Origin of the sequence: Maribellus luteus, from assembly GCF_003576475.1 — a bacterium.
Classification (GTDB): Bacteria; Bacteroidota; Bacteroidia; order Bacteroidales; family Prolixibacteraceae; genus Draconibacterium; species Draconibacterium luteum.
This window is the reverse complement of the sequence record NZ_QWGR01000027.1, coordinates 1-25,849: the sequence shown is the minus strand read 5'-3', so window position 1 is coordinate 25,849 and position 25,849 is coordinate 1. Positions and strand designations below refer to the sequence as shown.

Genomic DNA, 25,849 nt, shown 5'->3' with positions numbered 1-25,849 from the left:
TGTTCAAAGAAGTAAGTACTTCCTTTGCTATGTCCCAGCAGGTCGACAAAAACGAGTGCATTCTTATCCTGTTTCTTTAGCCTGTTGCTAATTTTTGCCCCCACAGAAGGCGGTACCGCCCATTTGCCTACACCGCCCAAAGCTATTTCATCAATATGAGAATAGATGTATTTATCATTGGGAAGATTCTCTGATAATTTTTTGATCTCAGCATCCAGGTATTGCTCAAATTCCGGACTGTTTACGCGCTCTTTAATTGCCCGGCTCCGGTAATAATCTTTATCGTCACCTGTGGGCAACCCGGGTATTTTATCGATGTAGGCATGCAGCATTGGTGAAAACGGATTGAGAATATGTATTTTATCCGCCATGTAATCTTTTTGGGTGCCCGGTGTTACAAAAAGCATGTTAAATGGCTCCGATTTCTTTTGGAACAGGGCAGCATTCTCGCGATAGGTTTGCTCATCTGCTTCCGGAGAATTTGTAAAGACGTAACCGGGAACGTGCCAGGGTCCGATGGCAAAAAACTTTTCATATTCGCGGTTTCCTTCTTCTTGGCTCATAATCCAGCCATCATGGCCTGTTTTCCAGTTAAATTTTTGGGCGATAGATTGCTGGTGAAAGGCAATGCTAAAGAGAATGAGCACACAAAAGTTAATAGATTTTTTTTTAGTTTTTCTCATGGTATTAAAATAAAAAAATATCCCTGGCGGATCGTTAGATCTGCCAGGGATATTCAAGCGTTTTTTTTAGTATCCCGGATTCTGTTTTAAGCCTGGGTTAACCCGCAAGCTATTTTGATGGAAAGGCCACAAATAGTTATTAGGTTTAAAAGAACGGTCTTCTATCTTTAACGAAATAAGTTGTTCTCCCTCTTTTCTGGTGTGTCCCAGTGCCGGTTGGGTAAGAACATCTTCAGCAATTCTCCACCTGATGATGTCGGCGTAACGCAGCCCTTCTGCTGCAAATTCAATCCTACGTTCATTACGAATTAACTTAATCCAATCCTGTTGACTATAGGCATTGTACTTTGGCAATGTAACGTCGGCTTCTGCCATATCCAATCCAGCCCGTTGGCGAACCTGATTGATACAACTTTTAGCCAGAGCATCTACATCATTCAGCATAATTTTTGCTTCTGCATATGTTAACAATACTTCTGCATAGCGTAAAAAGGCAAATTCAAAGTTTCCACTGCTTTTAAATGCGTCTGCCTCTGATACATATTTCTTGAACCAATATCCTGATTTACTTGCACGCTGGTTTTCGTAGTACATCGGGTTATTTTCGTTATAGATATTGATCGGCTCTCCGTAGAAGTTATCTCCATGTCCCATGATACTTGCACTGTAGCGTGGATCTCGGTTAAGGGTAGGATTTAATTCATACTCTTCTTTTGTATGGAGCGGACAATTATCTATAGTTCTTCCTTGCAAAGTCCAGTAAGTATCTACCAACGATTTTAAAGGAACAAGGTATGACTGTCCGGGACCTGTCCGATAGTGTGGACCAAGATCTCTGAACGTATAAGTGGCCCTGTTGCCATTACTTTCGCGGTTTAGATGCATAATAAACTCGTTATTGTTAGAACAGGCGTTGTATTGGAACAAATCTCCGTAAACTGGGTGTAAAGAATAGTTTTCGCTATCCATTATCTCTTTGGCCAGTTTGGCAGCCATTTCGTAGCGGCCGTTATACAATGCATAACGCATGGTTAGGGCTTTTAATGAATACCTGTTGAACATGTATTTATCAGTAGTATATTCATCAGCCGGGAGCCGGCTTGCAATTTCTTCGGCAAGAGGGAACAATTCATCCAGAATCTCTTCCTTGGGAGTTGCCGGCTGGGTGGCATCGGTTAAATCGGCTGGTTGCAGGTGGAAGGGAACGTTCCCCCAACGAAATGTCAGCTTAAAGTAGTGCCATACACGTAATGCCTCCAACACTCCTTTATATTTTTCTCTGATAGCTTCGTCTTCGACGTAAGGAACATCTACATTGGCAATAAAAGTGTTCAATCGCCCGAGGTGTTTCATTTGTAATTCATAATAATACAAAAACGCTGCACTGTTGCTGTTGTAGTTGCCATTTGCCAGTTGCTGGTGATAGTCTCCTTCGAGCCTGCTATACGCATTGTCGGTTTTTCCTTCAGTCATGTATGGCATTGTTCTACGGTTAGTAGTTAAGGTGAAAACATCAAGATAACTACTGTAAATTACCCGTCTTAGGTCTTCCTCATCGTTGAAAAATTCAACAAAAGTGGTTGCTGTAGGGTCTGTTTTATCTAAAAAACTTTCACATCCAACAAATGCCATTGCCAGAAATATAATATATATAAGCTTTTTCATGCTAGATTAACTGTTTAAGTTTAAAAAATAGTTGCTTTTAGTCCTACACTGTAGGTTGCCATCCTTGGATATTTACCGTTCCCTCCGTTTCTTTCAGGCTCTAAACCTTCCCAGTTGGTAAAGGTAATTGCGTCTTGGGCATTTACATAGATCCGGACATTCCTGATGCTTTTTCCAATTTTCGGGATGGAATAGCCTAACTGAAGGGTTTTGATCCTAAAGAATGAAGCATCACTAAGCCACACATCACTTAGTTCTGCATTGGTACTTGATCCGGTCCATACACGTGGGAACCTGCTGTTCATATTCTCGGGTGTCCAACGGTTTTCCATATAGTATTTGCGAGGAGTCCCGAGGCTGTTGCTGGCACCATCCATTAGTACGGGGTAACCTTCCAGTCCGTTTAATCTGCCGGTACGTTCACCAACACCTTGTCCTAGAAGTGAAAAGTCCCAACGCTTGTATTTTAAGTCTACGGTTACGGAATAGTTGTAATGTGGGAAAGGATCGCCAAGATTTACCTTGTCCTTTTCATTGATTATTCCGTCATTGTTTTGATCTACGTATTTAATGTCGCCTGGAAGTGTATTGGGGAGCTTGGCAGCGGTGGCATCCACGTCTGGCTGATCTTTGAAATAGCCATTGCTTTGATAGCCGTAATAGTTGTCTACTGCTATTCCCTTGTACCAGATCTTGTCTTCATTGTTTTTAAAAATTAATGTATCAGAGTTGGTATAACCTGCTTTTAATACCTTGTTTCGGTTATCAAAAAGCATGGCTCCGATGCTGTAGGAAAAGTCTCCTATTTTGTCTGACCATTTTGCTGAAACTTCCCACCCTTTGTTTTCTACTTCGCCAATATTAACCGATGAGGTAAGGTAATAAGACCCGGTAAGCGGAGGAACCGGAAAATCTGAATAAATCAGATCGTACGAACGTTTGTGGTAAATATCAAAGGTGAAATCCAGTTTATTGCTAAGCATGGTTATATCTGCTCCAACGTTTACCTGATTCTGTTTCTCCCACGTGAAGTCCGGGTTTGGAACACGCATGGTCCATCCCCAGGTATTGACAATTTCCTGCCATAAATAAGGGTCTACGTTCTCATTTCCGATTAAACCGTAAGAAGCACGTACTTTAAAGTTGTTCAAAATGTCTTTACTTTTCAGAAAATTCATGAAGCTCTCGTTGTGAACATTCCATCCGATCGATGCTGAAGGGAAGAAGCCCCACCGATTTCCAGGGGCAAACTTACTGCTTCCGTCGGTTCTGAATGTTGCTTCCAATAAATACCGGTTGTCAAAAGAATAGTTCATTTTTGTGAAAAATGAAGCTTTGGTTATTTCCCGATAATCGGTATAGGTATAGTTCATTGACTCGGCTCCGAGTACTAAATATATTTTGTCTTTTTCCTGGCGCAGGTCTTTCTCATAGTTAATAAGTCCACGTGCAGTAATTTGGCTTATGCTTACTCCTTGAGAAGCACCTACATCATTTTTCCATACTGCCACCGGTTTTCCATCACCGTCGTAAAATTTGAAAGTTTCCCTTTTGTATTTGTCTGCAGATTTGTTAATCATATAAGAAACGTTTCCTGATACATAAAGGTTGTCGTTAATATAGTAACGGGGTCTCAGGTTGATGGTACTCCTGTCGTGCAGATAATTTTTTTCTCCCCCGTGCTTAATTCTGGCCAGCGGGTTCTGATCGTTGTGCAAAATATAATGTTCGGGTAGTTCCGATTCATAGAAAATAGCCTGGGTCGGATTCATATGCCAGGCTCTTTCGTATAGGCCGTGTCCGTCGTCGTTGGCCATTAAACGATCTACCTGTAAACGGTGGGCATAAAAGTCGGCCAACAAAACAAAGCGGTCGGCAATGTTAATGTTGGTATTAAAACGAGCACTGAATTTTTGAGTACCTTCCAGTTCATTTAATCCATTTTCTTCTACATAGCCTAACATCAAATTAAAGGTACCTACACCGCCTCCTCCTGAAATATTAGCAGACGTATTGTGCGAATAAGCGGTTCTTTCCATAATGGCATCCAGCCAGTCGGTATTGGTATATTCTCCCTTGTCTGCAAGGGATATATCTTCCGGAGTAAATAGTAGTTCTTGTCCCTGGATTGTACGTGCTTCGTTATTCAACCGCATGTAATCGGCTGAATTAACAAAGTCAGGGAGGTCAATAGGCGATTGTATGGCGACCCAGCTGTGTAAATCCACTTTGAATTCACCGGTGCTTCCACGTTCTGTTTCGATAATAATTACGCCGTTGGCACCGCGTGAACCATACATAGAGGCAGCAGCGGCATCTTTTAGAATACTGATGCTTTTAATTTGGTTGGGGTCAAGGTCGGTTAAAGATTGTTCCATCCCATCAACAATAACCAATGGGGAAGCATTTTGCAAGGTACTTAATCCACGGATAGAAATTGTCCCGGGACTACTCCCGGGAAGGTTGCTTCCCTGCATAAGGGTAGCTCCTGCTATGGTTCCGCTAAATGCTTCCTGAAGTTTTGTAATCGGGCGATTTACTACTCTGTCCATCTCTACTGATGCAACCGATGAGGCAAGGTGTTTTCTTTCCACTTCGTTGTATCCCATTACAACCACTTCTCCTACATCGATATTGTCATCCACTAAAGTAACGTCAATCTTTTCTTTCCCTTTGGTGTGAATCTCGTAATCTTTGTAGCCCAAACTACTAAAAATGAGGGTAACCTCATCGTTAATAGCCAATTCGTACTGGCCAAACTCATTTGTCGCAGTACCAATAGTAGCACCCTTAATTACCACGTTTACAAACGGGATGGGCTCGCCGGCAGTGTTTGTTACTATACCGCGCACTGATCTTTTGGGATCTTTTTTTACGGGAGGAGTGGGGGAGTCTTCTGATTTGGATATAATAACAAGGTTATCTACTACCTTGTATTGTAATCCATACGGAAGAGTTACCAGGTCCATAACTTTATCAATTGTCACGTTTTTTACGTCAATGTCGATTTTTTCACTGGTGTCAAAATCTTCATTACTATAAAAGAACTCCAACTCACTTTGCTGTTGTATCTCCTCCAGTACACGTTTGATTGTCGTGTTCTGATACTTCAGATTAAATTTTGAATTTTGCGTGTAAGAATCTTTGGCACATACTCCAAAAATATTGAGCAAAACCAAAAACAATGTTAGTCTCATAAATAGAAAGATTTTAGATACATCTATCCCGCTTACATGCAGGAAAAACTTTTTTTTCATACATTTGATTTTGTTAGTTCAACAATTATGCTCTTTCACTCAGAATGCGAGAGCATAGATTAACTTAAAAATGCCGGGAATTGCGTCAACAGTTCCCGGTTGTTTTTTACTTTTGTTCTATTATTGTTATTAAGTTTTCGCTTTTTTCAAATTTTACTTTATTGGTTAACTCAATTATGTTCATATTATAATCCAGTGAGTTATTTTTATTAATCACTCCTGTAAAAGTTAATTCTTTGAGGTTTGTATCCCTGAATACAAACTTTTTCCCATACCATTGTCCCATCAGGAATACCAGGTAGTTCAGGTTGTTGTTGTCGAGATAAACCTTGCCATCTCTCCATTGTGAATAACTATCCAGCTCAACCTTCTTTTTGATAATCTTATCTGTATGCAGATTGTCGGCAAGACTTTCGCCGGGCGCCAAGGTATAGGAATGGTTTTGCCGCAGGTATTCTACTTTCCCCTCTATTAATATGACCTCGTTGTTATGGCCTTCTGCATAGCTGGTTACCAAGAATTTTGTCCCATGTACTTTAATGGACGCCTTTCCCATATTGACATAAAAGGGGAGTTTGTTATCCGTTGTAACATCAAACATTGCCTCCCCGTTTAGGTTTACCAACCTATTTCTCTGACCAAATTTGTTGTCATATTTTAAGGAAGAATTCGAACCCAACCATACATTTGTTCCATCTGGTAGTTCTACTTCTTTCATTTCACCCGTATGGGAAATAATCTCTGAGAAACTTAGCTGTCTGTCAGAAAAAGGAGATAAGTAGTTTACTATCCCTAGGGTCCCTGCCACCACTAAAAGTAATAAAATGGCGGCAGCATAAGGAAAACGAAAGAGTTTCCGAATTTTAAGAGTCTGTTTGTTTTCAATAATCCGATGGTCTAATTTTTCCCAAACACTTCCTGCTGTTTTTAGTTTGGCAAGCAGGACGATCTTTTCTCTAAGGGTGTATATTTTTTCTACAACCTTAAATTCCTGACTTGTAGATTCTTCTTCTTGTAGATTAGCTTTTTCATGAAAGAAAGAAGCAAAATCTTCATATCTATTTTCGTTTTTACTTTTCATGTTTTATATATAAGACACATTTTTTGAAAAAAGGGTGAAAGATTATTTTAGAAAAAATCAGTAATCGAAAAGAAAAGTTGTCTTTCGAAAGTTAGTAAACGAATTTTTCGAAAAATGAAGTGTTTATTGCCATTGAAGCATCTGCACTAAAACAACAATCGACTGACGGAGCTTCTCTCTGAGTTGACGATAAGCAATTCCCATTTGGGTTTTCACCGTATTTTTGGATAAATTGAGTTCGTCGGCAATTTGTTGATAGGTGAAATTCTCTTGGTAAGCCAGCGAAAAGATATTATGACAGGCAGGAGGAAGTTCGTTTATGGCTTCAGCAAGCTTTACCGATAATTCTTCTTTTGCAAATTCTTCCGGTTCATCTTCTTCTAAATCAACCATCAATTTTGATAGGGGAATAGTATTGGCTTTATCGCGTTGGGTCAGGTTTATTGCCTGGTTTTTTACAGCAGAAAGAAGGTATTTTTTTAAGTTAATTTTAACCTGTAGTTCTTTACGTTTTTCCCATAAAGACACAAACACATCCTGAACCATATCTTCGGCACGATCAATGTCGGGGATGTAGCGCAAGGCAACAAGGCATGCTGTATGGTAATTCTTTTTGAAAAAAGTGCCATACTGCTCCTTTGTCAGCATTAACCTCTCTTTCGTCTCCATTTTTTAGGCTATAATCTTTCTCTAAACTGGTTATAGTAGCTCTTACTAAATTGAAGAAAGATGAATTAGTTTTAACGATGTTGTGTTTTACTCTCATGAGCAAAAATAGAAGAATATATCTAACCCGAGCCGAAATAAATGAAATGTTACTAACCGAATCCTGTTTGACAATTTAACTTTTTATCAGGGCGTTGTCCTGATTATTTTTGATATTATTGGCCGTAAACGGTGTTTTTATTTTTGCCCCAAACAGGATTTGGTATTATTACATATAAACAAACAGCTGTATCCATCCCTGGATAATTTCACCGGTTTCGGGATCCAGTTCCGAGCCATACATGCTGTGAGGAATGGAATAAACCAATAGCATAACCACGGCGGCTAAAACCGTATAAAAAGGACGTTCTTGCTTACGGTTCATTGCAAAAGCGAGTATCCAAAACAGAAAGGCGAGCAATGTTTTGTTATCGGTGAGGTCCCAGGCAAAGGGGATACCAGCCCAGGCTTCTCCAAATGCATACAATTGTACCAGCGGGCCTAAGATCATTCCGCCAATAAAAAGAGTTATAAGTGTGAGTGTGGTGTAGAATTTAAACCGTTTGTGTTTGAAAAACGCCATTGTTCCAGCCAGGTTGCCCAGGAACATGGCAAAGAACATAAAGAAAATGTGAGGGACAAGAATTCCTGCGGGAACATGGCCTTTAAACCGGATGATCACCGGCATACCATCATTCAGCCGAAAACTTTGGTCTCCTTTAGTCAGTGTAATCTTGTATTCGTATTTTCCTGCCGGCGGCAAATGCGGTAAAGTGGCAACAAGGTATGTGCCTTCACGCGTCAATTTCTGTTCGGCCCACTCGTTTTTTGAGGGGAATGGTTTAAAAAACATAGTTCCGTCAATGGTTTCATCCTCTATATGCAATTGGAGTTTGCAGTCGCTTTCTCCCCCGTGGCTGCGGGTGAGGCGTAGTTTATATTCCTTGTTTTCGATGGTAATTTTTACCCGTTTGTCTTTGGTGGGCCCCGTGGTGCGTTGGTAAACCATTGCGCTTAGTGTGATAACAACTGCAATGAGCCAGTAAAGTACTGTTTTCATAAAGTTAGGTTTGAATCTGTTATAATGATAGCCAGATTTCAGGACTCTTCAAAACAATCCTGATTTTTTCTCAGTAGTTGAAAATCATTGACTTAATCCATTGTTTCCCTACGGCTTTTTTAAATCACGTTGAAACTCCAATTCGGTAAAATAGGTGTGTGGAAAAGTAATTCTTTGCTTAATGAATAATAGATTTCTATTTTTACGATGAATTACGGGAAGAGATAAGTTTTCAAACCCGTTTACAATGTCTGAAAAATTACAATAGACCGTATGGCTTTAAACTACCTCTTTATTTTCTTTTTTTTAGCTGCATTTGTGATTGGTTTGGCCCGCCTGGTATTTCTGGGAGATACGGCAGTTTTTACCGACATGGTGAATGCTACGTTTGACATGGCCAAAACAGGATTCGAAATATCCCTTGGCTTAACAGGCGTGTTGACGCTTTGGATGGGGATTATGAGGATAGGGGAGAAAGGTGGAATTGTGCATGTTTTCTCAAAGTTGATCGGTCCCTTTTTCAATAAGCTTTTCCCTGAACTGGGAAAGGAACATCCGGCGCACGGTTCTATTATGATGAACATTGCAGCCAATATGCTGAATCTCGACAATGCCGCCACTCCCATGGGATTGCAGGCGATGAAAGAGATGCAGGCAACCAATCCTCATAAAAACACAGCATCCAATGCACAAATTATGTTTTTGGTGTTGAATACCTCGGGTCTAACCTTGTTGCCGATAAGCATCATGGTTTACCGGGCTCAGCTGGGAGCGGTAAATCCTTCGGATATATTTATTCCTATTTTGCTGGCAACTTATTTTTCTACCATTGCCGGTTTAATTGCAGTGGCGCTTTATCAAAAAATCAACTTGCTCGATAAGGTGGTTCTTGCCTATTTGGGTGGACTGACGGCTATTATTGGTGGCATAATCTGGTATTTCTCAACGCTCGACAAGGATGCAATTACCAATATTTCGAACATAGCCAGTAATTTCATTTTGTTTTCGGTGATTGTGGTTTTTATCCTGATGGCTTTGTTTCGAAAGGTAAACGTATACGAGGCATTTATCGACGGAGCAAAAGACGGGTTCAAAACCGCTGTAAAAATTATACCCTACCTGGTGGCTATTTTAGTGGCTATCGGTGTTTTTCGGGCATCGGGCGCTATGGACTGGTTGGTAGCCGGGTTTACCTGGAGCTTTGAACAACTGGGATTGAACACCGATTTTACCGCAGCTTTGCCAACCGCCCTGATGAAGCCATTAAGCGGAAGTGGTGCACGTGGCATGATGGTGGATGCTATGACTACCTACGGGGCCGATTCGTTTGTTGGTCGTGTTGCCAGTACTGTGCAGGGGGCAACCGATACTACTTTTTACATTCTGGCTGTGTATTTTGGCTCGGTGGGAATTAAAAATACACGCTACGCAGTAGTATGCGGGTTGATCGCTGATTTCGTAGGAATTATCGCAGCTATATCAATGGCGTACCTTTTCTTTCACTAATTGAAAAATGCTTAGCTAAGAGGGGTGTCCAGCGAGTCGTAGACAACCACTTTACTCCATAAATGCTGGTTTTTTTCCACAAATTCAAGATGGATGGGATCAACCTGGTAGGCATCTTGTCCTGCCTGGTCATCGAACATAACCATGTACGAAACGGAATAAGAATGGTCTACCACGTCGCGGCTTTCAGTACCAGCCGGAAAACCGATATGGCTCATTCTTATGGTCTCAACTTTCAGCAACTCCTGCAAGGCTTCCACCAGCTGTTTTTTGTGGACTTTGTTAGCCGGTTCTTTTAACCAGAAAAATACGTGGTGAATCAGTGCCCCTGTAATTTTCACTTCACCCGCACGGGAAGTTTTGGCAAAAGGCAGCAGTCCGGCCAACGTTGCTCCCGCTACTGCTTTTTTCAAAAAAGATCTTCTGCTTTTCATCGGTAATCTGCTTTTTATTTTGAGGTTTCAAATCCATTCACTGCCTGTCGTAAAGCAACCAAACGGGTCAGGAGCGGTTCCAGTAAATCGAGCTTCAGCATGTTGGCACCATCCGATTTTGCCACTGCCGGATTTGGGTGTGTTTCAATAAAAATACCGTCAACACCCACGGCAATTGCTGCGCGCGCTACTGTTTCTATCAGTTCGGGTTTGCCTCCGGTAACTCCACTCGCTTGGTTGGGTTGCTGCAGCGAATGCGTGATGTCCATCACCACCGGAACATTCATGGCCTGCATTTCGGGTATTCCCCGGTAATCTACCACCAGGTCCTGGTAACCGAAAGTCGTTCCGCGCTCGGTAAGTACAACGTTATTGTTTCCGCTGTCGATGACTTTATTGACCGCAAATTGCATGGCTGCCGCAGAAAGAAACTGTCCCTTTTTAATGTTCACCACTTTCCCGGTTTGGGCTGCTGCCACCAAAATGTCGGTCTGGCGGCAAAGAAATGCCGGGATCTGAAGTACGTCCACGTATTCGGCGGCCATGGCAGCTTCTTCGGCGTTGTGAATATCGGTCACCACTGGGATGTCAAAAGTGTCAGCTACTTTTTTCAGGATTTTTAGCGCCTTTTCGTCACCAATACCCGAAAACGAATCAATGCGCGAACGGTTGGCTTTTCGGTACGAACCTTTGAAAATGTAGGGAATTTGCAATTGGTTCGTGATGTTTACGATTTTCTCAGCGATCTCCAATGCCATTTCTTCACCTTCAATGGCACAGGGGCCTGCCATCAAAAAGAAATTACCTGAGGCCGTATTTTTGAGTTGTTTGATTGTCGGAATCATATCTAAAATGTTAGTGCTCAAAAGTAGCAAGAAATTTACAAATGCGTTTGATTTGTTTCTGAACTGCATTGTAAGAAAAGCAAAACTTTTGATGCTAATCCGAAAGGCTCCGGTTGGTGCTTTTGTATAAGTTTTGAATGAGGGAATACATAAGTGCCGTAGACCAGCCGATCAGCATAATACCGTTGATGGCTTCAAAGCCCGACAGCATCCTCCACTCGGAGCTAATCGTTAAATCGCCGTAACCAAGTGTGGTGAAAGTGACGATTGAGTAATAAAAGATGTCTCCAAAATTACTGAAGTCGACATTGGTTTTGGGAAGAATATTAATGCAAATTGCCCAGGTAAGAGCATGCGTCAGGTGCAAAAGTGTCAGGTATAAAAACGAGAAAATCAGAAGATTGAACGATCTTATCCCGGATAGGTTATTGTTCAGTCTGGAAAATATTTGTTTGGTTTTACGCACCCAAAACAGACTGGCTGCTGCCTGGATTACCACATTGAGAGCCACAATCAGAAAACCAATGATAACAATTTTGAACATGGGCGTTTTGTTTTGTCGGCACAAGAGCGTTCGTTTTTATCCCTGGTGCGAGTTGCTTAAATTCTGATGTTGCGGGGGCTATAAAACACAAATGGGAACTATTCTTTGACAAATAGTTCCCATCCACTTCCAAACAACCGGAGTTGTTTATGGTGCCAGGCTACGGTTATTACGACTGGCCGCTGCTTGTTTTTGCAAACAAACCCTGACCCTTTACCTGCCGGTTTAGCTTTCTACGGCTGAACCTTTGGGTAGTTCATTCGGCATTCGCGCTTACCTTCCTGAACGAAGTGTCTCACAGTGTATGGCTGTCTTCTTCCTTGCGGATTGGTACAGTGTCATCAGTAAACTTCGGTTTCCCGGTTGTACTGAGCAGTGCTGCATTGAAAAAACCGAGGTTTTTTTGGCATTCTGCCTGGAGACCCAATCTTGAAAGAACTTCTGGAGATTCTCTCAGATGATTGCCTGAACTTTGACATTCCAGATTATCTTGTTCAAACTTCGGCTTTCCATTGTGCCGTCCCGAAGGATGGTTCGAATCGGCTCCGGATTCAGCTAAGAAACTTTTGCCTTTTCCACAATTTCCGGCGGTCATTTATCGCTCACCTGATATTTCAAATTTACAACGAAAAGTGAAAAAAGCAAGTGATTTACAATGGTTTATATTCACTGTGAATCAACCGGGGATATTAACAATTGTTGATAACCGGCTTGTTCTCCGAATGACTTATTTTATCCATATCCACTGGAAATTTACCGGTTCATTGGGTTCCGGTTGCAGCTGCATTTCTATTTCATAAAGGCCCGGTTCCGGAAAATAAATACTGCCCAAACGGTGCGACTTGTATGCCTCAATGTGCCAGTTTTCGTTGGGCTCACCTACGGTTAATCCGGTGGGATGTATGTTTTGTTCCAGGGTTGATTCAGCGGTGCGAATCGTGATTTTTCCTTTTGCGTCGTTTCCTTGAAAGCTGTAGGAAGCATCCACCGTTTTTTCTCCGGCTTTATCCACAAATATTTTCCATCGGAAGGTTTCGGGTTGGGATACAACCACATGTGCAGGTATCGTTTCGTATTCAGAAGGAGACACGATCTCAATAGTTTCCGGCTTCGGACTTTGGTTTCCGGGAAGCAGGGAATACCCACCATCAACAGTTTTGGCAACCATGCCGTCTACCGCTGCAGGACGCTGTTTGTATTCGAGTACCACCACCGAAACATAAGGATCGGGCTGGTCGTTGGGCAATGAGACTTCAGTGTAAACACTATTGTGAGAGAATTTTAGCGATGTTTTGTCTTTGTCGGCCAGGAGATAGGCTTTCTCCGGATTTCCGCTTACGCCGGTCAAATAAAGTTTTTTGTTCAGCGGCCAGTTGTAAAGGTGCAGGTAAAGCTTGAATAAATCGCCTTCCTGCTTGCAGGTGATCTTTCCCCAGTCGTGCTGGTCGTTTTTCAAATCAAAAGCCTGGGTTCCGTAAACAGCTTCTCCGTTCACTTTTAGCCATTCGCCCATTTCGAGCAGGCGCTGCGAAATTTCGAAGGGCACTTCTCCGTTGGCACGGGGGCCAATGTTTAGCATGAAATTGCCATTCAAACTCGCATTTCCGATCAGGGCTTTTAGCAACGATGAGGTTGATTTCCATTGAGTGTCGGAAGAATGAAAGCCCCACGAGTGAGCCACCGTGCCGGGCGATTGCCACGGAAAGTCTTCCTTTTTGCTTCCCAGTTGGTTATCGCCGAGTGTCTTGAAATCGATGTCAGGGTCTTCTTCCATCGATAAACCAAGGCGGGAATTGACCAGACAAGCGGGTTGAAGTTCGCGGATCATGGTTTTTAGCTGTACTAACTGCTCTTTGGTAACGATCGATTGCGAGTGGTTGATCCACATGTCGAACCAAATCAGGGAGATTTCGCCGTAGTTGCTAAGCAGCTCGCGCACCTGCGGTATCACTTTTTCCTGCCAGTATTTATCGTAGTCTTCGGCGCTGATGTTGTAAATTTCTTTGCTGTGGTCCCATCCTCCGGGGTGTTCCCAGTCTACCCAGTGCGAATAGTAAAGTCCCAGTTTTATACCGTGTTTTTTACAGGCCGCCGCCATTTCCTTAATGATATCACGTTTGGGAGAAGTATGATCTCCGAGGTCATAGTCACTCACCTGGCTGTCCCACAGCGCAAATCCATCGTGGTGTTTGGCGGTAATGGTCATGTATTTCATCCCGGCATTTTTGGCCAGAATCACCCACTTTTCCGGATCAATGCTGTCCCAGTCGAAACGATCGAGTAATTGCACATATTCGTCGCGGTCGATTTGGTTTCGGTAGTAGATCCATTCGGCATAATCGTTGGCATGTCTTAGTTTCTCACCTTTCCAGTAGCCTTCGGCACCGCTGTAAAGCCCCCAGTGAATAAACATCCCAAAACGGGCGTCGGTAAACCAAAGGGCACGTTCACTGGTATCTTTTTGTGCAAAAAGCTGAAGGCTAAAAACAAGTAATAGTCCGGTTATAAAAGTGGTTTTCATTGGTTTTGGTTTGATTGTTTTATTGGTTTTACGAAAGCCGGGATTTAAAATCGTGGTATGAAAACTTTCGAACAATTTTCAGCTCATCGTTTTCAGTCCAAATAGCAATCGCCGGGTGATTCACCCCGTTAAACATGGTGGTTTTTACCATGGTATAGTGGATCATATCCAGAAACACCAGTTGTTCTCCAATTTTCAGTTCGTGGCCAAAATCATAAGCTTCCATAAAATCTCCTGCCAGGCAACTTCCTCCTCCTAAACGGTAAAGGTGTTTGCTTTCATTTGTCGGGTCGCTTGCACTTGTTATTTTCGGACGGTAGGGCATTTCCAACGTGTCGGGCATGTGCGCGGTAAACGAAACATCCAGAATGGCGGTTTTTACTCCTTTGTGCTCTACAATGTCCTGAATGGTGGAAACGAGTACCCCGGTTTCCCAGGCAATGGCGCTTCCCGGTTCCAAAATAACTTTTACATCGTATTTTTCGCGGAAGTTTTTCAGCAGCTTAATCAGGTGGTCGTGGTCGTACCCTTTGCGTGTCATCAAATGGCCGCCACCCATGTTCACCCACTTCAGTTTGTGCAGGTATTTGCCAAAGTTGGCTTCAAATTTCTCCAGCACTCTCTCCAGACTGTACGAATCCGATTCGCACAACACGTGAAAGTGGATCCCTTCGATTCCTTCGGGCAGTTCTTCCGGCATATTTTCGATGCCTACTCCCAAGCGTGAGCCGGCGGCACTTGGATTGTAAAGATCGGTGGCCACATCCGAAAACTCGGGATTTACACGGATGCCACACGATATTTTATGATCGGCCTGCAAGGTTTGTGCATAGTATTTTTCAAATTGCCGGAAAGAGTTAAAAACAATGTGACTGCTGTATTCCATCAATTCGTCAAACTCATTTTCAAGATAAACCGGCGAATAGGTGTGTGCACGGGTCTGCATTTCCTCGAAGCAAAGCCGTGCTTCGTTGAGCGAACTGGCCGTGGCGCCTTTCAGGTATTCTCTTACCAGCGGGAATGCACTCCACATAGCAAAACCTTTAAAGGCCAGGATGATCTCGATCCCGGCTTCGTTTTGCACCCGGTTAATGAGTTCGAGGTTTTTCCTCAGTAATTTTTCGTCCAGCACAAAAGCCGGAGAGGGAATTTCTTGGTAATTCAATGTTTCAATTTTAAGTGTAAAGTAAAAAGGCAAAAGTGAAGTCGATCAGAATGGAATAGAAAAAAGCCCCAAGCTTTTAACTCGGGGCTCGAAGCTTCTATCTTAATTAAAGTTCCAGATCGCCGTTTATTTCTTCCTGCCACGGAAGTCCGAATTCTCCGATACGTTCCATGAACGGATCCGGATCGAATTCTTCAACGTTGAATACGCCTTCGCCTTTCCATTTTCCGGTAAGCACCATCATGGCTCCCAGCATGGCCGGAACACCGGTGGTGTAGGAAACACCTTGTGTACCTGTTTCTTCGAAAGCTTTCTGGTGGCTGCAGTTGTTCCAAACGTAGTACGATTTTTCCTGTCCGTCTTTAACCCCTTTAATGCGGCAGCCAATCGAAGTTTCGCCGGTGTAGTTATCGCCCAGGTCGCCCGGGTTCGGAAGCACTTCTTTTAAGAACTCCAGCGGAATAATGTCAATTCCCTTGTATTTAACCGGATCGATGCGCGACATGCCAATGTTCTGAATCACACGCAGGTGAGTCAGGTATTCGTCACCAAAAGTCATCCAGAAACGGGCACGTTTCAAACTCGGGTAGTTTTTGGTCAACGACTCCAGTTCTTCGTGATAAAGAACATACGAATTACGTGCACCGATATTCGGGTAGTTCAATGCTTTTTTAATTTCAAACGGTTTGGTTTCAACCCACTGACCGTTTTCCCAGTAGCGGCCATTTTGCGTAATCTCACGGATATTGATTTCAGGGTTGAAATTGGTGGCAAATGCTTTACCGTGGTCGCCGCCGTTGCAGTCAACAATGTCGAGGTAGTGCATTTCATCAAAATGATGTTTGGCTGCATAAGCCGTGTAAATGCTGGTTACCCCCGGATCGAATCCGCAACCCAGTACTGCCATGATCCCTTTTTCTTTGAAGCGATCGTGGTAAGCCCATTGCCAGCTGTATTCAAATTTAGCTTCGTCTTTGGGCTCGTAGTTGGCGGTGTCGAGGTAGTTAACGCCGGTTTCCAGACAGGCATCCATAATGGGCAGGTCCTGGTAAGGAAGCGCCACGTTAATAACGAGTTCCGGTTGGAAAGATTTAATCAGGGCAACGGTTTCTGCTACATTGTCAGCATCCAGTTGCGCGGTTTGTATGCGGCCTTTACCCACTTCTTTTGCGATCACATCGCATTTCGACTTCGTACGGCTGGCCAGCAAAATTTCTGAAAAAACTTCCGGATTGTCGGCACATTTACTGGCAACAACGCGCCCAACACCCCCGGCTCCGATTATTAATACTTTACTCATTGCAATTTTCTGTTTAAAAAATTCCATTAAAAATACTGAACTTTAATTGAATGCCGGAATGATCCTTTGGATTTATTCCAAGCAGGCGGCAAATTAAATATTTTTTTTGATGCCAAATCCACCCATGAGGGAATGATCGAAATAATTTGAGTTGGTAAATTAACGGGAGAATTAGTTGAAAGTGGAATGAAGTTGTTATAAATTGCTGTTGGGAGGGAATGTGAAGTTTTGGTTGTTTTTGTTTTTTGTTGAATCTCAGGTTTTTATCTTTGCAAAAGGCCTTGTTTTTTGTTTATGAAGTTCAGATTTCACTTTTTCAGACTCTGCTCAATATTTCTCGGGAAAAATGATTTTATTTGCGGTCAAAATAAAAACGAATAAACTCTTTATGGTTACGTAAAATGAAGAATAGCTATTTTGATTTGATTGAACAAAGTTACTACTTTCCGCAGGAAGGCTTTGATTTAAGAGACAACTACCTGACTTTTCACGGTATCTCTTTGAAATATCTGATTAAAAAGTACGGAACACCGTTTAGGTTCATATACCTGCCAAAGATCGGTGATCAAATCAAAAAGGCGCGAAACCTTTTTAACAAGGCTATAAAGAAAAGCAACTACAGGGGGCGGTATTTCTACTGCTATTGCACCAAATGTAACCACTTTTCGCATGTGGTTGCCGAGGCCCTGAAACACAACGTCAACCTTGAGACTTCCTCTTCGTACGATATCGATCTGATTCTGTATCTGTTTCATGAAAAGAAAATAGATAAGAACCGTATTATTGTGCACAACGGATACAAAACCGAAGAGTACCTGACAAAAATTCTTTCGCTGCAAAAGCTTGGTTTCAAGAACAACATTATTGTGCTCGACAGTATCAATGAGCTAACGCGCATTGAAAAACTGGCCAACGGCGAAAAGGTGAAAATCGGTATCCGCATGGCGATCAACGAAGAATCGCAGTCGGCTTATTATACCTCGCGTTTGGGAATTCGTCATACGCAGATTCTCGACTTCTTTAATGAAAGAATCAAAGACAAGAAGAACATCGAATTGAAGATGCTTCACTTTTTTGTTGATTCGGGAATCAAGGACAGTCTTTATTACTGGGGTGAATTCCAGAAAGCACTGAAGTTGTACATCGACCTGAAGAAACAATGCGATAGCCTTGATTCGTTCAACCTGGGCGGAGGATTCCCGATTCGTAACCACCTTGGTTTTGAGTACGATTACGAGTACATGATCAAGGAAATTGTTTCGAACATCAAAACGGCCTGCGAAAACGAAAACCTTCATGAACCCGATATTTTTACCGAGTTTGGTAAATACACGGTGGGCGAAAGTGGAGCGATTATTTTTGAAGTGTTGGAGCAAAAGCAACAAAACGATACCGAAAGCTGGTACATCATCAACAACAGTTTGATGAATACCATCCCGGATGCCTGGTCGATCTTCGAGAAGTTTATTCTTCTTCCCATTAATAAGTGGAACAACGAATACAAACGGGCCAACATTGGCGGTATCAGTTGCGACCACTCGGATTACTACAACTCGGAAGACTTTAACCAGGAGGTTTTGCTGCCTTCGTATTCCGATAACGACAAAGAACCGCTTTACGTTGGTTTCTTTCACACGGGAGCCTACCAGGATGCCATCAGCGGTTACGGCGGTATTAAACACTGTCTGATTCCTTCTCCAAAGCACGTAATCATTGATCGTGACGAGAAAGGGAACATTATCGACTTTGTTTACCGGAACGAGCAGTCGGCACAGGATATGTTCAAAATCCTGGGTTACGCAAAAGAAATGGAGGAAAAAAAGAGCTTGGAAAAAACAAGCTAAGGTCTCTTTCGGGTAATATTCATTCAGTTAGTTGAATAGTGAAATAGTTGGGAAAGAGAGGTCCCGACTGGGTGATGTTTTGTCCTTTTGATACAACTTTTTCACCGGTATTGTGTTTTTCTGTTTTCAACTAACTTTATTATGAATTACAATTCTATTTCAGAGATTATAAAGGCCCGAAGGGCAACGCCTCCCGGCATGCTGATGAAAAAGGAGATTTCCAAAGAAGTCATTGAAGAGCTGCTGGAGAATGCTTCGTGGGCACCAAATCACAAGAAAACAGAACCCTGGCGTTTTAAGATTTACACCGGGGAGTCGAAGCAGAAACTGGCTGATGACTGTGCCCGGATTCTGGAAGCTAAGCGCGCGGAGGGCTATCCGGTGGCCGAAGAGAAGGTAGCCAAATTTGTCGGGAACCTGCAGAAAGTACCCGTAGCAATAGCCATTGTTGTGCAAATAGACTTGGCCAAACGTTTGCCCGAGTGGGAAGAAGTGGCCGCCGTTTCGATGGCTGTGCAAAACATGTGGCTAACAGCTACCGAAAAAGGGCTGGGGGCATTTTGGGCCACTCCCGGTTTTGTGGAGCTGTTTGACGAAATACTCGAGCTTCAACCCGGGCAAAAAATGCTTGGATTCTTTTACGTCGGAGAGGTGATGATGGATTATCCTTCGCCGGGGCGGAGAGATCAGACACCTAATATCGAATGGAAGTAGCTGCTTCATTAGTCCTTTCTTCAATTCTGTGAGGGTGTAGGACAGATTCTATTTATTGTTGAATCTTTGTTTACTCTGTGTTTTTCTCCGTGGCGCTCCGTGGTTTCTCTGACTTTTAACCACAGAGGACTCAGAGTTTTTCACAGAGATACATGGAGTTTTTACAGTTTCTTTTATGATGAAAAAAAGGAATTTGTAGTACACCCATTAAATGCGGCACAAGCAAGTGCACAAAATATTTCATTAACTTTCCCGGAAATTACCAAGCTTTATCTTAAAACTGAACAATGAGAAAATTGGTTCTGAGCATTGCACTGCTGGTCGTCGGTCAGGTATTGTTGGCGCAGGGTTTAAATTCTGCTGATTACCATACGCACCGGGAGTCTCTTCAAAATTCATTTCTGAAGTTTCAAAACGAGAAAAAAGGACGGGTTGCCTTTTTGGGTGGCTCCATAACTTTTAACCCGGGATGGCGCGATTCGGTTTGTAATTACCTGCAACAGAAGTTTCCTGAAACTGATTTTGACTTTATTGCGGCCGGAATCCCTTCGATGGGATCAACGCCCGGAGCCTTTCGTTTTGAACGGGATATCCTGAAAAACGGGCCGGTGGACCTGCTTTTTGAAGAAGCGGCTGTAAACGACGATACCAATGGAAGAACCGCCGATGAGATCATCCGGGGAATGGAGGGGATTGTCCGCCGTGCGCGAAAAGCCAACCCTGCATGCGATGTGGTAATGATGCATTTTGTCGATCCCGGGAAAATGGAGGATTACCGTTCCGGAAACATTCCCGATGTTATTCAGTTACACGAAAAAGTAGCCGATCATTACAAGGTTTCAAGTATTAACCTGGCAAAAGAAGTGACCGAACGTATTGATGCCGGTGAGTTTGAGTGGGAGAAGGATTTTGTTGATTTGCACCCTTCGCCGTTTGGACAGGGGATTTATGCCCGGTCGATCATCCGGTTTTTGGAAGATGCGTTTAGCCATGATTTTGGCGAAAAGCAAGTGGCTGCACATGATTCTCCGGAACCTTTGGACGCATCTTGCTACGACAACGGAGTACTGGTACTTCCCAATCCGCCCAAGCCTGTGAAAGGCTGGATGCTGGTGGAAAACTGGCAGCCGGAAAACGGGAAAGGAACAAGGCCTAATTATGTGGATGTGCCGATGCTTGTGGGGGAATACCCCGGCAAAATCATCAAGTTTGCATTTGAAGGAAACGCCGTAGGGATTGCAGTTGCCGCCGGCCCCGATGCCGGAATAATCGAATACAGCATTGATGATCAGCCCTGGCAGAAACTGGATTTGTTTACCCGGTGGAGCAAAAGCCTTTACCTACCCTGGTATTTTACCCTGGAGAGTGGCTTGAAAAACCGGAAGCACATGCTGCAAATTCGCATGACCGGTGAACGAAATTCCGAAAGTACCGGAAACAAATGTGTGATAAGGTATTTCTATTTCAATAAAAAATAATTGGGATTAGTCAGAAAAGATGGATGCGAGATTGAACAGAGATGGATGCAGGTTGACTTAATCTATCTTTTTAGGCAGTAATCAGCTGGTCGTATTTTATCGCTCTATATTTGAATGAGCGGAAAGGAATCCGGAGGATTCAAATGTTGGTAGCTCGAAACGTATTTAAAAGGCATTCGACTCCGGCCGGAGTCGGATCTTTTATCCGTGATAATCCGTTTTTGCAGACATTCAATCCCTCTGGGATTTTGTAATTGGTGAGAGCCTGTTTCTCTTTATAAGCGATAATGTCAGCGGTGCGCTGCACCTGTGTTCGCTTTTCTCTATCCACCTAACTACAAATATTCTTGGTGCGCTGCACCTTTTCTTGTGAAATGATATTGAGACTACAAATACTTAGCTGCGATGTATCTTGCAATTAAAGGGATTTCTTTTGGCAGCAGCGCTGCGAAATATTTATAGATCGAAATCATTGCGGAAAATAGAGGTGCAGGGCACCGAAATATGATTCATCAAAAAAAAACAGAAAAGAATGTCAGCGGTGCACTGCACCTTGTGTTTGTGTTTGCCTATCAATTAAACTACAAATATGCCTGGTGCGCTGCACCATTTCTTGTGAAATGATATTGAGACTACAAATGTTTAAGTGCCATGTCCCTTGCAATTAAAGGGATTTCTTTTGGCGGCAGCGCTGCGAAATATTTATAGATCGAAATCATTGTGGAAATAGAGGTGCAGGGCACCGAAGCATAATTCATCAAAATAGCAGAAAAGAATGTCATCGGTGCGCTGCACCTTGTGTTTTACTATCTGTTTAACTACAAATATCCCTGGTGCGCTGCACCTTTTGTTGTGATGTGATATTGAGACTACAAATATTCAGGTGCCATGTTCCTTTCAATTCATGGGATTTCTTTGGCAGTAGCGCTGCGAAATATCTGTCTGAGTCAAATACAAAGGCATGCCCTTGCACAAGTTCAGCGCATGTTCAGTCATATTTCTCAGGCCTCAACTTTTCTGCTTCGTCCCATCACCGGGATGAAGCAGAAAAGCGAGCTAAACATTCATCCGAAAAATTAAAAGGAAACGGGTATTACTTGATATTCCCAAGAACATCCACCAGGTGTTTCCAGAATTTGCCGGTGGTTTCAATGTCGAGCCGTTCGTCAGGAGAGTGGGCTCCGCGAATGGTCGGGCCAAAGGAAACCATGTCGAGGTGCGGATATTTTTCGAGGAACAATCCACATTCGAGTCCGGCATGGATCGAACGCACAATGGGTTCGGTGGCAAATAATTTCTTGTAGGAATCAACCGTTATTTTCAACACGTCGGAAGTTGGATTGGGCGCCCAGCCCGGATAACCATCGGTATGACTTACCTTGGCTCCGGCCAGCTTGAAAACCGATTCGATGGTTTCGGCCGCGTAGTATTTCCGGCTTTCAATTTCGCTGCGCTGGCTGGTGGTAACCAAAATTTGATTGTCATCCAGGAACTTCACCGAGGCCAGGTTGGAAGATGTTTCCACCATTCCTTCCATGCGCGAACTCATTTCGAGCACGCCATGCGGACAGGCATAAACTGCATTTAGCAGGTTCGATTGTGTTTTTGCGTCAATCACCGTTTCAGGAAGACTCACTTCTTCGCAATTTAACTGAAGTTTGCTTTCGGCAAATTCAAATTCATTTTTGATGGCGGCAGAAAGTGTATCAAAAGCAGCCAGCACTTCCTTTTGTTTGTCGGCCGGAACGGTTACAAGGCCAAAAGCTTCGCGGGCAATGGCGTTACGCAGGTTTCCTCCGTTAAAATCGGCAAGCCGGGCATTAAAATCGCGGGAGAATTTCCATAAAAAGCGGTTAAGGATTTTATTGGCATTTCCACGGTTTTTGTGGATGTCGTCACCCGAGTGGCCGCCTAATAAACCTGCAACAGAAATCTTCAGAGCAACGGAGTTGGCCGGAACATTTTCTGCCTGGTAATCGAAAACAGCGATGGTATCTACACCACCGGCGCAACCGATAAAAAGCTCGCCTTCGTCTTCCGAATCAAGATTGAGTAAAATATCGCCACTTAAAAAGCCCGGCTGGAGTTCAAATGCGCCGGTTAAACCGGTTTCTTCGTCTACCGTGATCAGGCATTCAATAGGGCCGTGTTGTATTTCGGTGGAAGTAAGTACTGCCAGTTGGGCAGCTATCCCAATGCCGCAGTCGGCACCCAGCGTTGTTCCATTGGCTTTTACCCAGCCATCCACCACCATTGGTTCAATGGCGTCGTTTTCGAAATCAAAAACCTTGTCCGAATTTTTTTCGCAAACCATGTCCATGTGCGTTTGCAGAATCACGGTGGGCGAGTTTTCTCTTCCGGGAGTGGCCGGTTTTAAGATCAAAACATTTCCGATAGCGTCGGTTTTACTTTCCAAACCGTTTTGGGAGGCAAAGTCGAGCAGAAACTGCCTGATTTTTTCCTCTTTTTTTGACGGCCTTGGGACCTGGCAAATGGCTTCGAAATAATCAAACAGGGGCTGTGGTGTGAGTTGCGACAATGTTTTCATGAATAAGTTATTTCTGTCTGGTTTTAAAAAATCAGTTGAAGGTACAATAAAATGGATAAAAAATGGGATTATTCAGCATAACTGTCAGTGAAATCGTTTTTATCAATAATGCTTGTCTTGTTGGGTCTGTGCTTGCTGAAAGTGTTGGAGAATAATCAATTACATGATGATTCAATGCTACGAACATAGGGGCTTTGCCCCAAACCCCACTTCATTTTTTGGCTTGAACCAAAAAACGAAGCAAAAAAATTCAAGGCTGCGTCCGCTTCACACGAAAAATTGGCGTTCGAACGGCTAAATCGTCCAAACTCGCTCGTTCCTCGCTCAAACAAGGACGACTTTTAACGCCGTCCTCACTGATTTTTCGGCTCACCGGCCGAGGCCGACTGGAATTGCCATTTCAGCCTGGCATTGATAAAGAATCACCTCTTCTCCGGTTACTTGTTTTAATATGCAAGACTACCCGTTATCTTTTAGCTAATTTCTTTGGCATAACTGTGTTTGCCGGTATTCCAGCCCCGTTTTTCCAAATGTTTTTCGCCCGATTCAATGGCCCCGGTTTCTATTTCGGTTCCCATGGAATCGTTCCAGCGGTTGAGGTAGCCAAACAAGGCGACCACTCCTGTTATTTCCACTATTTCGCCTTCTTCCCAGTGGTCTCTCAGGTTTTCGGCAATTTCGTCGCTTACCGAATTGGGAACGGTAGAAGCCGCGAAAGCAAAATCAAGCGCTGCTTTTTCAGCCTCCGAGAAAGAAGGGTGTGTGCGGTACTCCCAAATATTGTTCATTTGCTCCTGCTCTGCACCGTATCTCTCGGCCGCCCGAATGGCATGGGCCTGGCAATAGCGACACCCGGCAGTATTGCTGCTGATGTAGGCGATCATTCGTTTCAGTGCACTGCTGACCCTGCCCTGGTTTTCCATTACGGCTTTGTTGAGTTCAATAAACGCATAGGCAATTTCCGGGCGGTGATGCATGGTTTTTACACTGTTGGGGCAAAAGCCAAGGGTTTCTTCGTAAAATTCAATCAGTTTTTGCAATTCGGGATCCGACGCGCCGGATTTTGGATGTACAAGTGGCTGTTTCATAGTTTATTGGTAGATAAATAGGTGAAAAATAAATGTTTACTCCCGGTCGTTCAATATGCCGTTTTGGCTAAGTAGAATGGCAAACGGTTTGGTTCCCGGAAATTCAGACATAATGATGATCAGAATTACGGTTATCGGAACGCTCAGCAACATTCCGGAAATTCCCCAGAGCATTCCCCAGATAGCCAGTGTAAGAAAAACCACCAGCGGACTAATGTTTAGCGAATTACCCATCAGGCGGGGTTCCATCAGGTTGCCCACCACCATCTGGATAGCGCCCACTACGACCAATACCCACAAGCCCGGGCCCAGTTCTCCAAACTGCAAAACGGCAAAGAGGGTGGGGAAAGCGGTGGCAATCAGCGAACCAATGGTGGGGATGAAATTCAGAATGAAAATGAGAAAGGCCCAGAACAAGGGGGCGTCTACTCCGATAAAAAGCAGCGCCACATAGCTGAGCACGCCGGTTATAATACTGGTGAGGGTTTTCAGCGCAATGTAGTTACCGATGGAGTGATCTATTTTGTTAACCAGCTCGTTCATGTGTTGAAATTTTTTGTCATCGGGGTACATGGCCCGCAGTTTTTTGGGGAAAATGGGTTCTTCGAGCAAAATAAAAAGCAGGTAAAGCAGCACCGTAAAGGCGTTGCCAAAAAGTCCGGTCAGCGTTGAAAGCAGTGACGATAATATAGCTCCGAATTTGATGTCTTTGGAGAAATCTCCCAAAACCGAAACCAGGTCGATGTTAAACGTTTGGTTGATTTTTCCGGTAATGTTCTTCACATTGGCCTCGTACAAAGGCAAGGTTTTGGACAGCTGGGCAATGTTGCTGGAAATCATCGTGACGATCAGAACCAAAAATCCGATCAAAACGAGTGTCGAAAAAAGCGTGAGTATCCAGCGTGGCAGGCGACCGATGAACTTTACCCTTGAAAGCAGTTTTTTGATGACCCGGATCAAAAACCAGAATAAAACGGCCAGTACAAAAGGAATAATGATCGTTTGTGCGTAAATACAAACAATTACGGCGATTACAAGAATCAGAAAAATGTAGATCTTTTTGCTGGTTTCCATAGAGCGTAGTTTAGAAAGCCAAAATACAAATGATTTCTGAAGAACAGGGAAGAGTGTCAGTTGGATTTGTGTTTTTCGTTGGGAGGGTACTTCAAAATAGTTTTAGCCAAGCCGATTAAGCGGACCGAATTCCAGATATACTTTGCCGGCTTTTTGGGCTTGGTTTTATTATTTACCAGCGATTGTAGTAACTTTAGAGAACACAAACATGGTGCATTATGAATGAATACCTTACGTTCTCACTTACTGTTTTTACCGGTTGTGTGTCCTGCGTAACTCAAGGATGCAATTTAAGAAATAATGAGTTACATAACTGTAGATTAGATGAAGAAATATT

19 protein-coding genes are annotated in these 25,849 nt (G+C 43.3%); 4 read left to right on the top strand and 15 right to left on the bottom strand.

Features of this window, described 5'->3' with window-relative positions; translation table 11 throughout:
- The 6 genes from D1614_RS23270 to D1614_RS23245 form a co-directional block, all read right to left on the bottom strand.
- On the bottom strand, window positions 1-683 hold a 683-nt coding region (locus D1614_RS23270), incomplete at its 3' end, for a hypothetical protein (protein ID WP_147384361.1).
- A gap of 66 nt (window positions 684-749) precedes the next feature.
- Window positions 750-2,348, bottom strand: a complete 1,599-nt coding sequence (locus D1614_RS23265) for a RagB/SusD family nutrient uptake outer membrane protein (RefSeq protein WP_119440398.1) — start codon at window positions 2,346-2,348, stop codon at window positions 750-752.
- 20 nt (window positions 2,349-2,368) lie between these two features.
- Window positions 2,369-5,545, bottom strand: coding sequence for a SusC/RagA family TonB-linked outer membrane protein (locus D1614_RS23260; RefSeq protein ID WP_119440402.1), 3,177 nt, complete (start codon window positions 5,543-5,545; stop codon window positions 2,369-2,371).
- 166 nt (window positions 5,546-5,711) lie between these two features.
- Complete coding sequence (locus D1614_RS23255; protein ID WP_119440397.1) at window positions 5,712-6,686, bottom strand: FecR family protein; 975 nt, start codon at window positions 6,684-6,686, stop codon at window positions 5,712-5,714.
- A gap of 123 nt (window positions 6,687-6,809) precedes the next feature.
- Window positions 6,810-7,355: an RNA polymerase sigma-70 factor gene (locus D1614_RS23250; RefSeq protein WP_119440396.1), complete on the bottom strand. Its 546-nt coding sequence runs from the start codon at window positions 7,353-7,355 to the stop codon at window positions 6,810-6,812.
- Window positions 7,356-7,620: 265 nt separating this feature from the next.
- Complete coding sequence (locus D1614_RS23245) at window positions 7,621-8,451, bottom strand: hypothetical protein (protein WP_119440395.1); 831 nt, start codon at window positions 8,449-8,451, stop codon at window positions 7,621-7,623.
- Window positions 8,452-8,724: 273 nt separating this feature from the next.
- On the opposite strand from D1614_RS23245, the gene D1614_RS23240 reads away from it, so the two are divergent.
- Window positions 8,725-9,957 (top strand): nucleoside recognition domain-containing protein, encoded by a 1,233-nt coding sequence (locus tag D1614_RS23240; RefSeq protein WP_119440394.1) that lies wholly within the window; start codon window positions 8,725-8,727, stop codon window positions 9,955-9,957.
- 11 nt (window positions 9,958-9,968) lie between these two features.
- Here D1614_RS23240 and D1614_RS23235 read toward each other — a convergent pair whose 3' ends face one another.
- The 6 genes from D1614_RS23235 to D1614_RS23205 form a co-directional block, all read right to left on the bottom strand.
- Window positions 9,969-10,391 carry a Dabb family protein gene (locus D1614_RS23235; protein WP_119440393.1) on the bottom strand — a complete coding sequence of 141 codons (423 nt, stop codon included), beginning with the start codon at window positions 10,389-10,391 and terminating at the stop codon, window positions 9,969-9,971.
- Window positions 10,392-10,405: 14 nt separating this feature from the next.
- Complete coding sequence (gene kdsA / locus D1614_RS23230; RefSeq protein WP_119440401.1) at window positions 10,406-11,236, bottom strand: 3-deoxy-8-phosphooctulonate synthase; 831 nt, start codon at window positions 11,234-11,236, stop codon at window positions 10,406-10,408.
- 94 nt (window positions 11,237-11,330) lie between these two features.
- The gene (locus tag D1614_RS23225) at window positions 11,331-11,780 is read right to left on the bottom strand and encodes a potassium channel family protein (protein WP_147384360.1); all 450 of its coding nucleotides are present in this window, start codon (window positions 11,778-11,780) and stop codon (window positions 11,331-11,333) included.
- A gap of 727 nt (window positions 11,781-12,507) precedes the next feature.
- On the bottom strand, window positions 12,508-14,301 hold the full coding sequence (locus tag D1614_RS23215) for an alpha-L-fucosidase (RefSeq protein WP_147384359.1): 1,794 nt from the start codon (window positions 14,299-14,301) through the stop codon (window positions 12,508-12,510).
- Window positions 14,302-14,329: 28 nt separating this feature from the next.
- A complete protein-coding gene (gene nspC / locus D1614_RS23210) occupies window positions 14,330-15,466 on the bottom strand; it encodes a carboxynorspermidine decarboxylase (protein ID WP_119440400.1) in 1,137 nt (378 codons plus the stop codon).
- Window positions 15,467-15,572: 106 nt separating this feature from the next.
- The gene (locus D1614_RS23205) at window positions 15,573-16,766 is read right to left on the bottom strand and encodes a saccharopine dehydrogenase family protein (RefSeq protein ID WP_119440399.1); all 1,194 of its coding nucleotides are present in this window, start codon (window positions 16,764-16,766) and stop codon (window positions 15,573-15,575) included.
- A 401-nt stretch (window positions 16,767-17,167) separates the two neighbouring features.
- Between D1614_RS23205 and D1614_RS23200 the strand changes: the two genes are divergently transcribed.
- The 3 genes from D1614_RS23200 to D1614_RS23185 all read left to right on the top strand — a co-directional run bounded on the left by D1614_RS23200 (window position 17,168) and on the right by D1614_RS23185 (window position 20,802).
- Entirely contained in the window at window positions 17,168-18,610 is a 1,443-nt protein-coding gene (locus tag D1614_RS23200; protein WP_119440389.1) for a type III PLP-dependent enzyme domain-containing protein, read from the top strand.
- Window positions 18,611-18,751: 141 nt separating this feature from the next.
- A complete protein-coding gene (locus tag D1614_RS23195; protein WP_119440388.1) occupies window positions 18,752-19,324 on the top strand; it encodes a nitroreductase family protein in 573 nt (190 codons plus the stop codon).
- Window positions 19,325-19,611: 287 nt separating this feature from the next.
- Window positions 19,612-20,802 carry an SGNH/GDSL hydrolase family protein gene (locus D1614_RS23185; protein WP_119440386.1) on the top strand — a complete coding sequence of 397 codons (1,191 nt, stop codon included), beginning with the start codon at window positions 19,612-19,614 and terminating at the stop codon, window positions 20,800-20,802.
- A gap of 1,093 nt (window positions 20,803-21,895) precedes the next feature.
- Here D1614_RS23185 and D1614_RS23180 read toward each other — a convergent pair.
- From D1614_RS23180 to D1614_RS23170, 3 genes are all read right to left on the bottom strand, one after another.
- Window positions 21,896-23,350, bottom strand: coding sequence for an aminoacyl-histidine dipeptidase (locus tag D1614_RS23180; RefSeq protein ID WP_119440385.1), 1,455 nt, complete (start codon window positions 23,348-23,350; stop codon window positions 21,896-21,898).
- Between the two features lie 473 nt (window positions 23,351-23,823).
- Window positions 23,824-24,438, bottom strand: a complete 615-nt coding sequence (locus tag D1614_RS23175) for a carboxymuconolactone decarboxylase family protein (RefSeq protein ID WP_119440384.1) — start codon at window positions 24,436-24,438, stop codon at window positions 23,824-23,826.
- 36 nt (window positions 24,439-24,474) lie between these two features.
- Window positions 24,475-25,512 carry an AI-2E family transporter gene (locus tag D1614_RS23170; protein WP_119440383.1) on the bottom strand — a complete coding sequence of 346 codons (1,038 nt, stop codon included), beginning with the start codon at window positions 25,510-25,512 and terminating at the stop codon, window positions 24,475-24,477.
- Window positions 25,513-25,849: the final 337 nt, after the last annotated feature.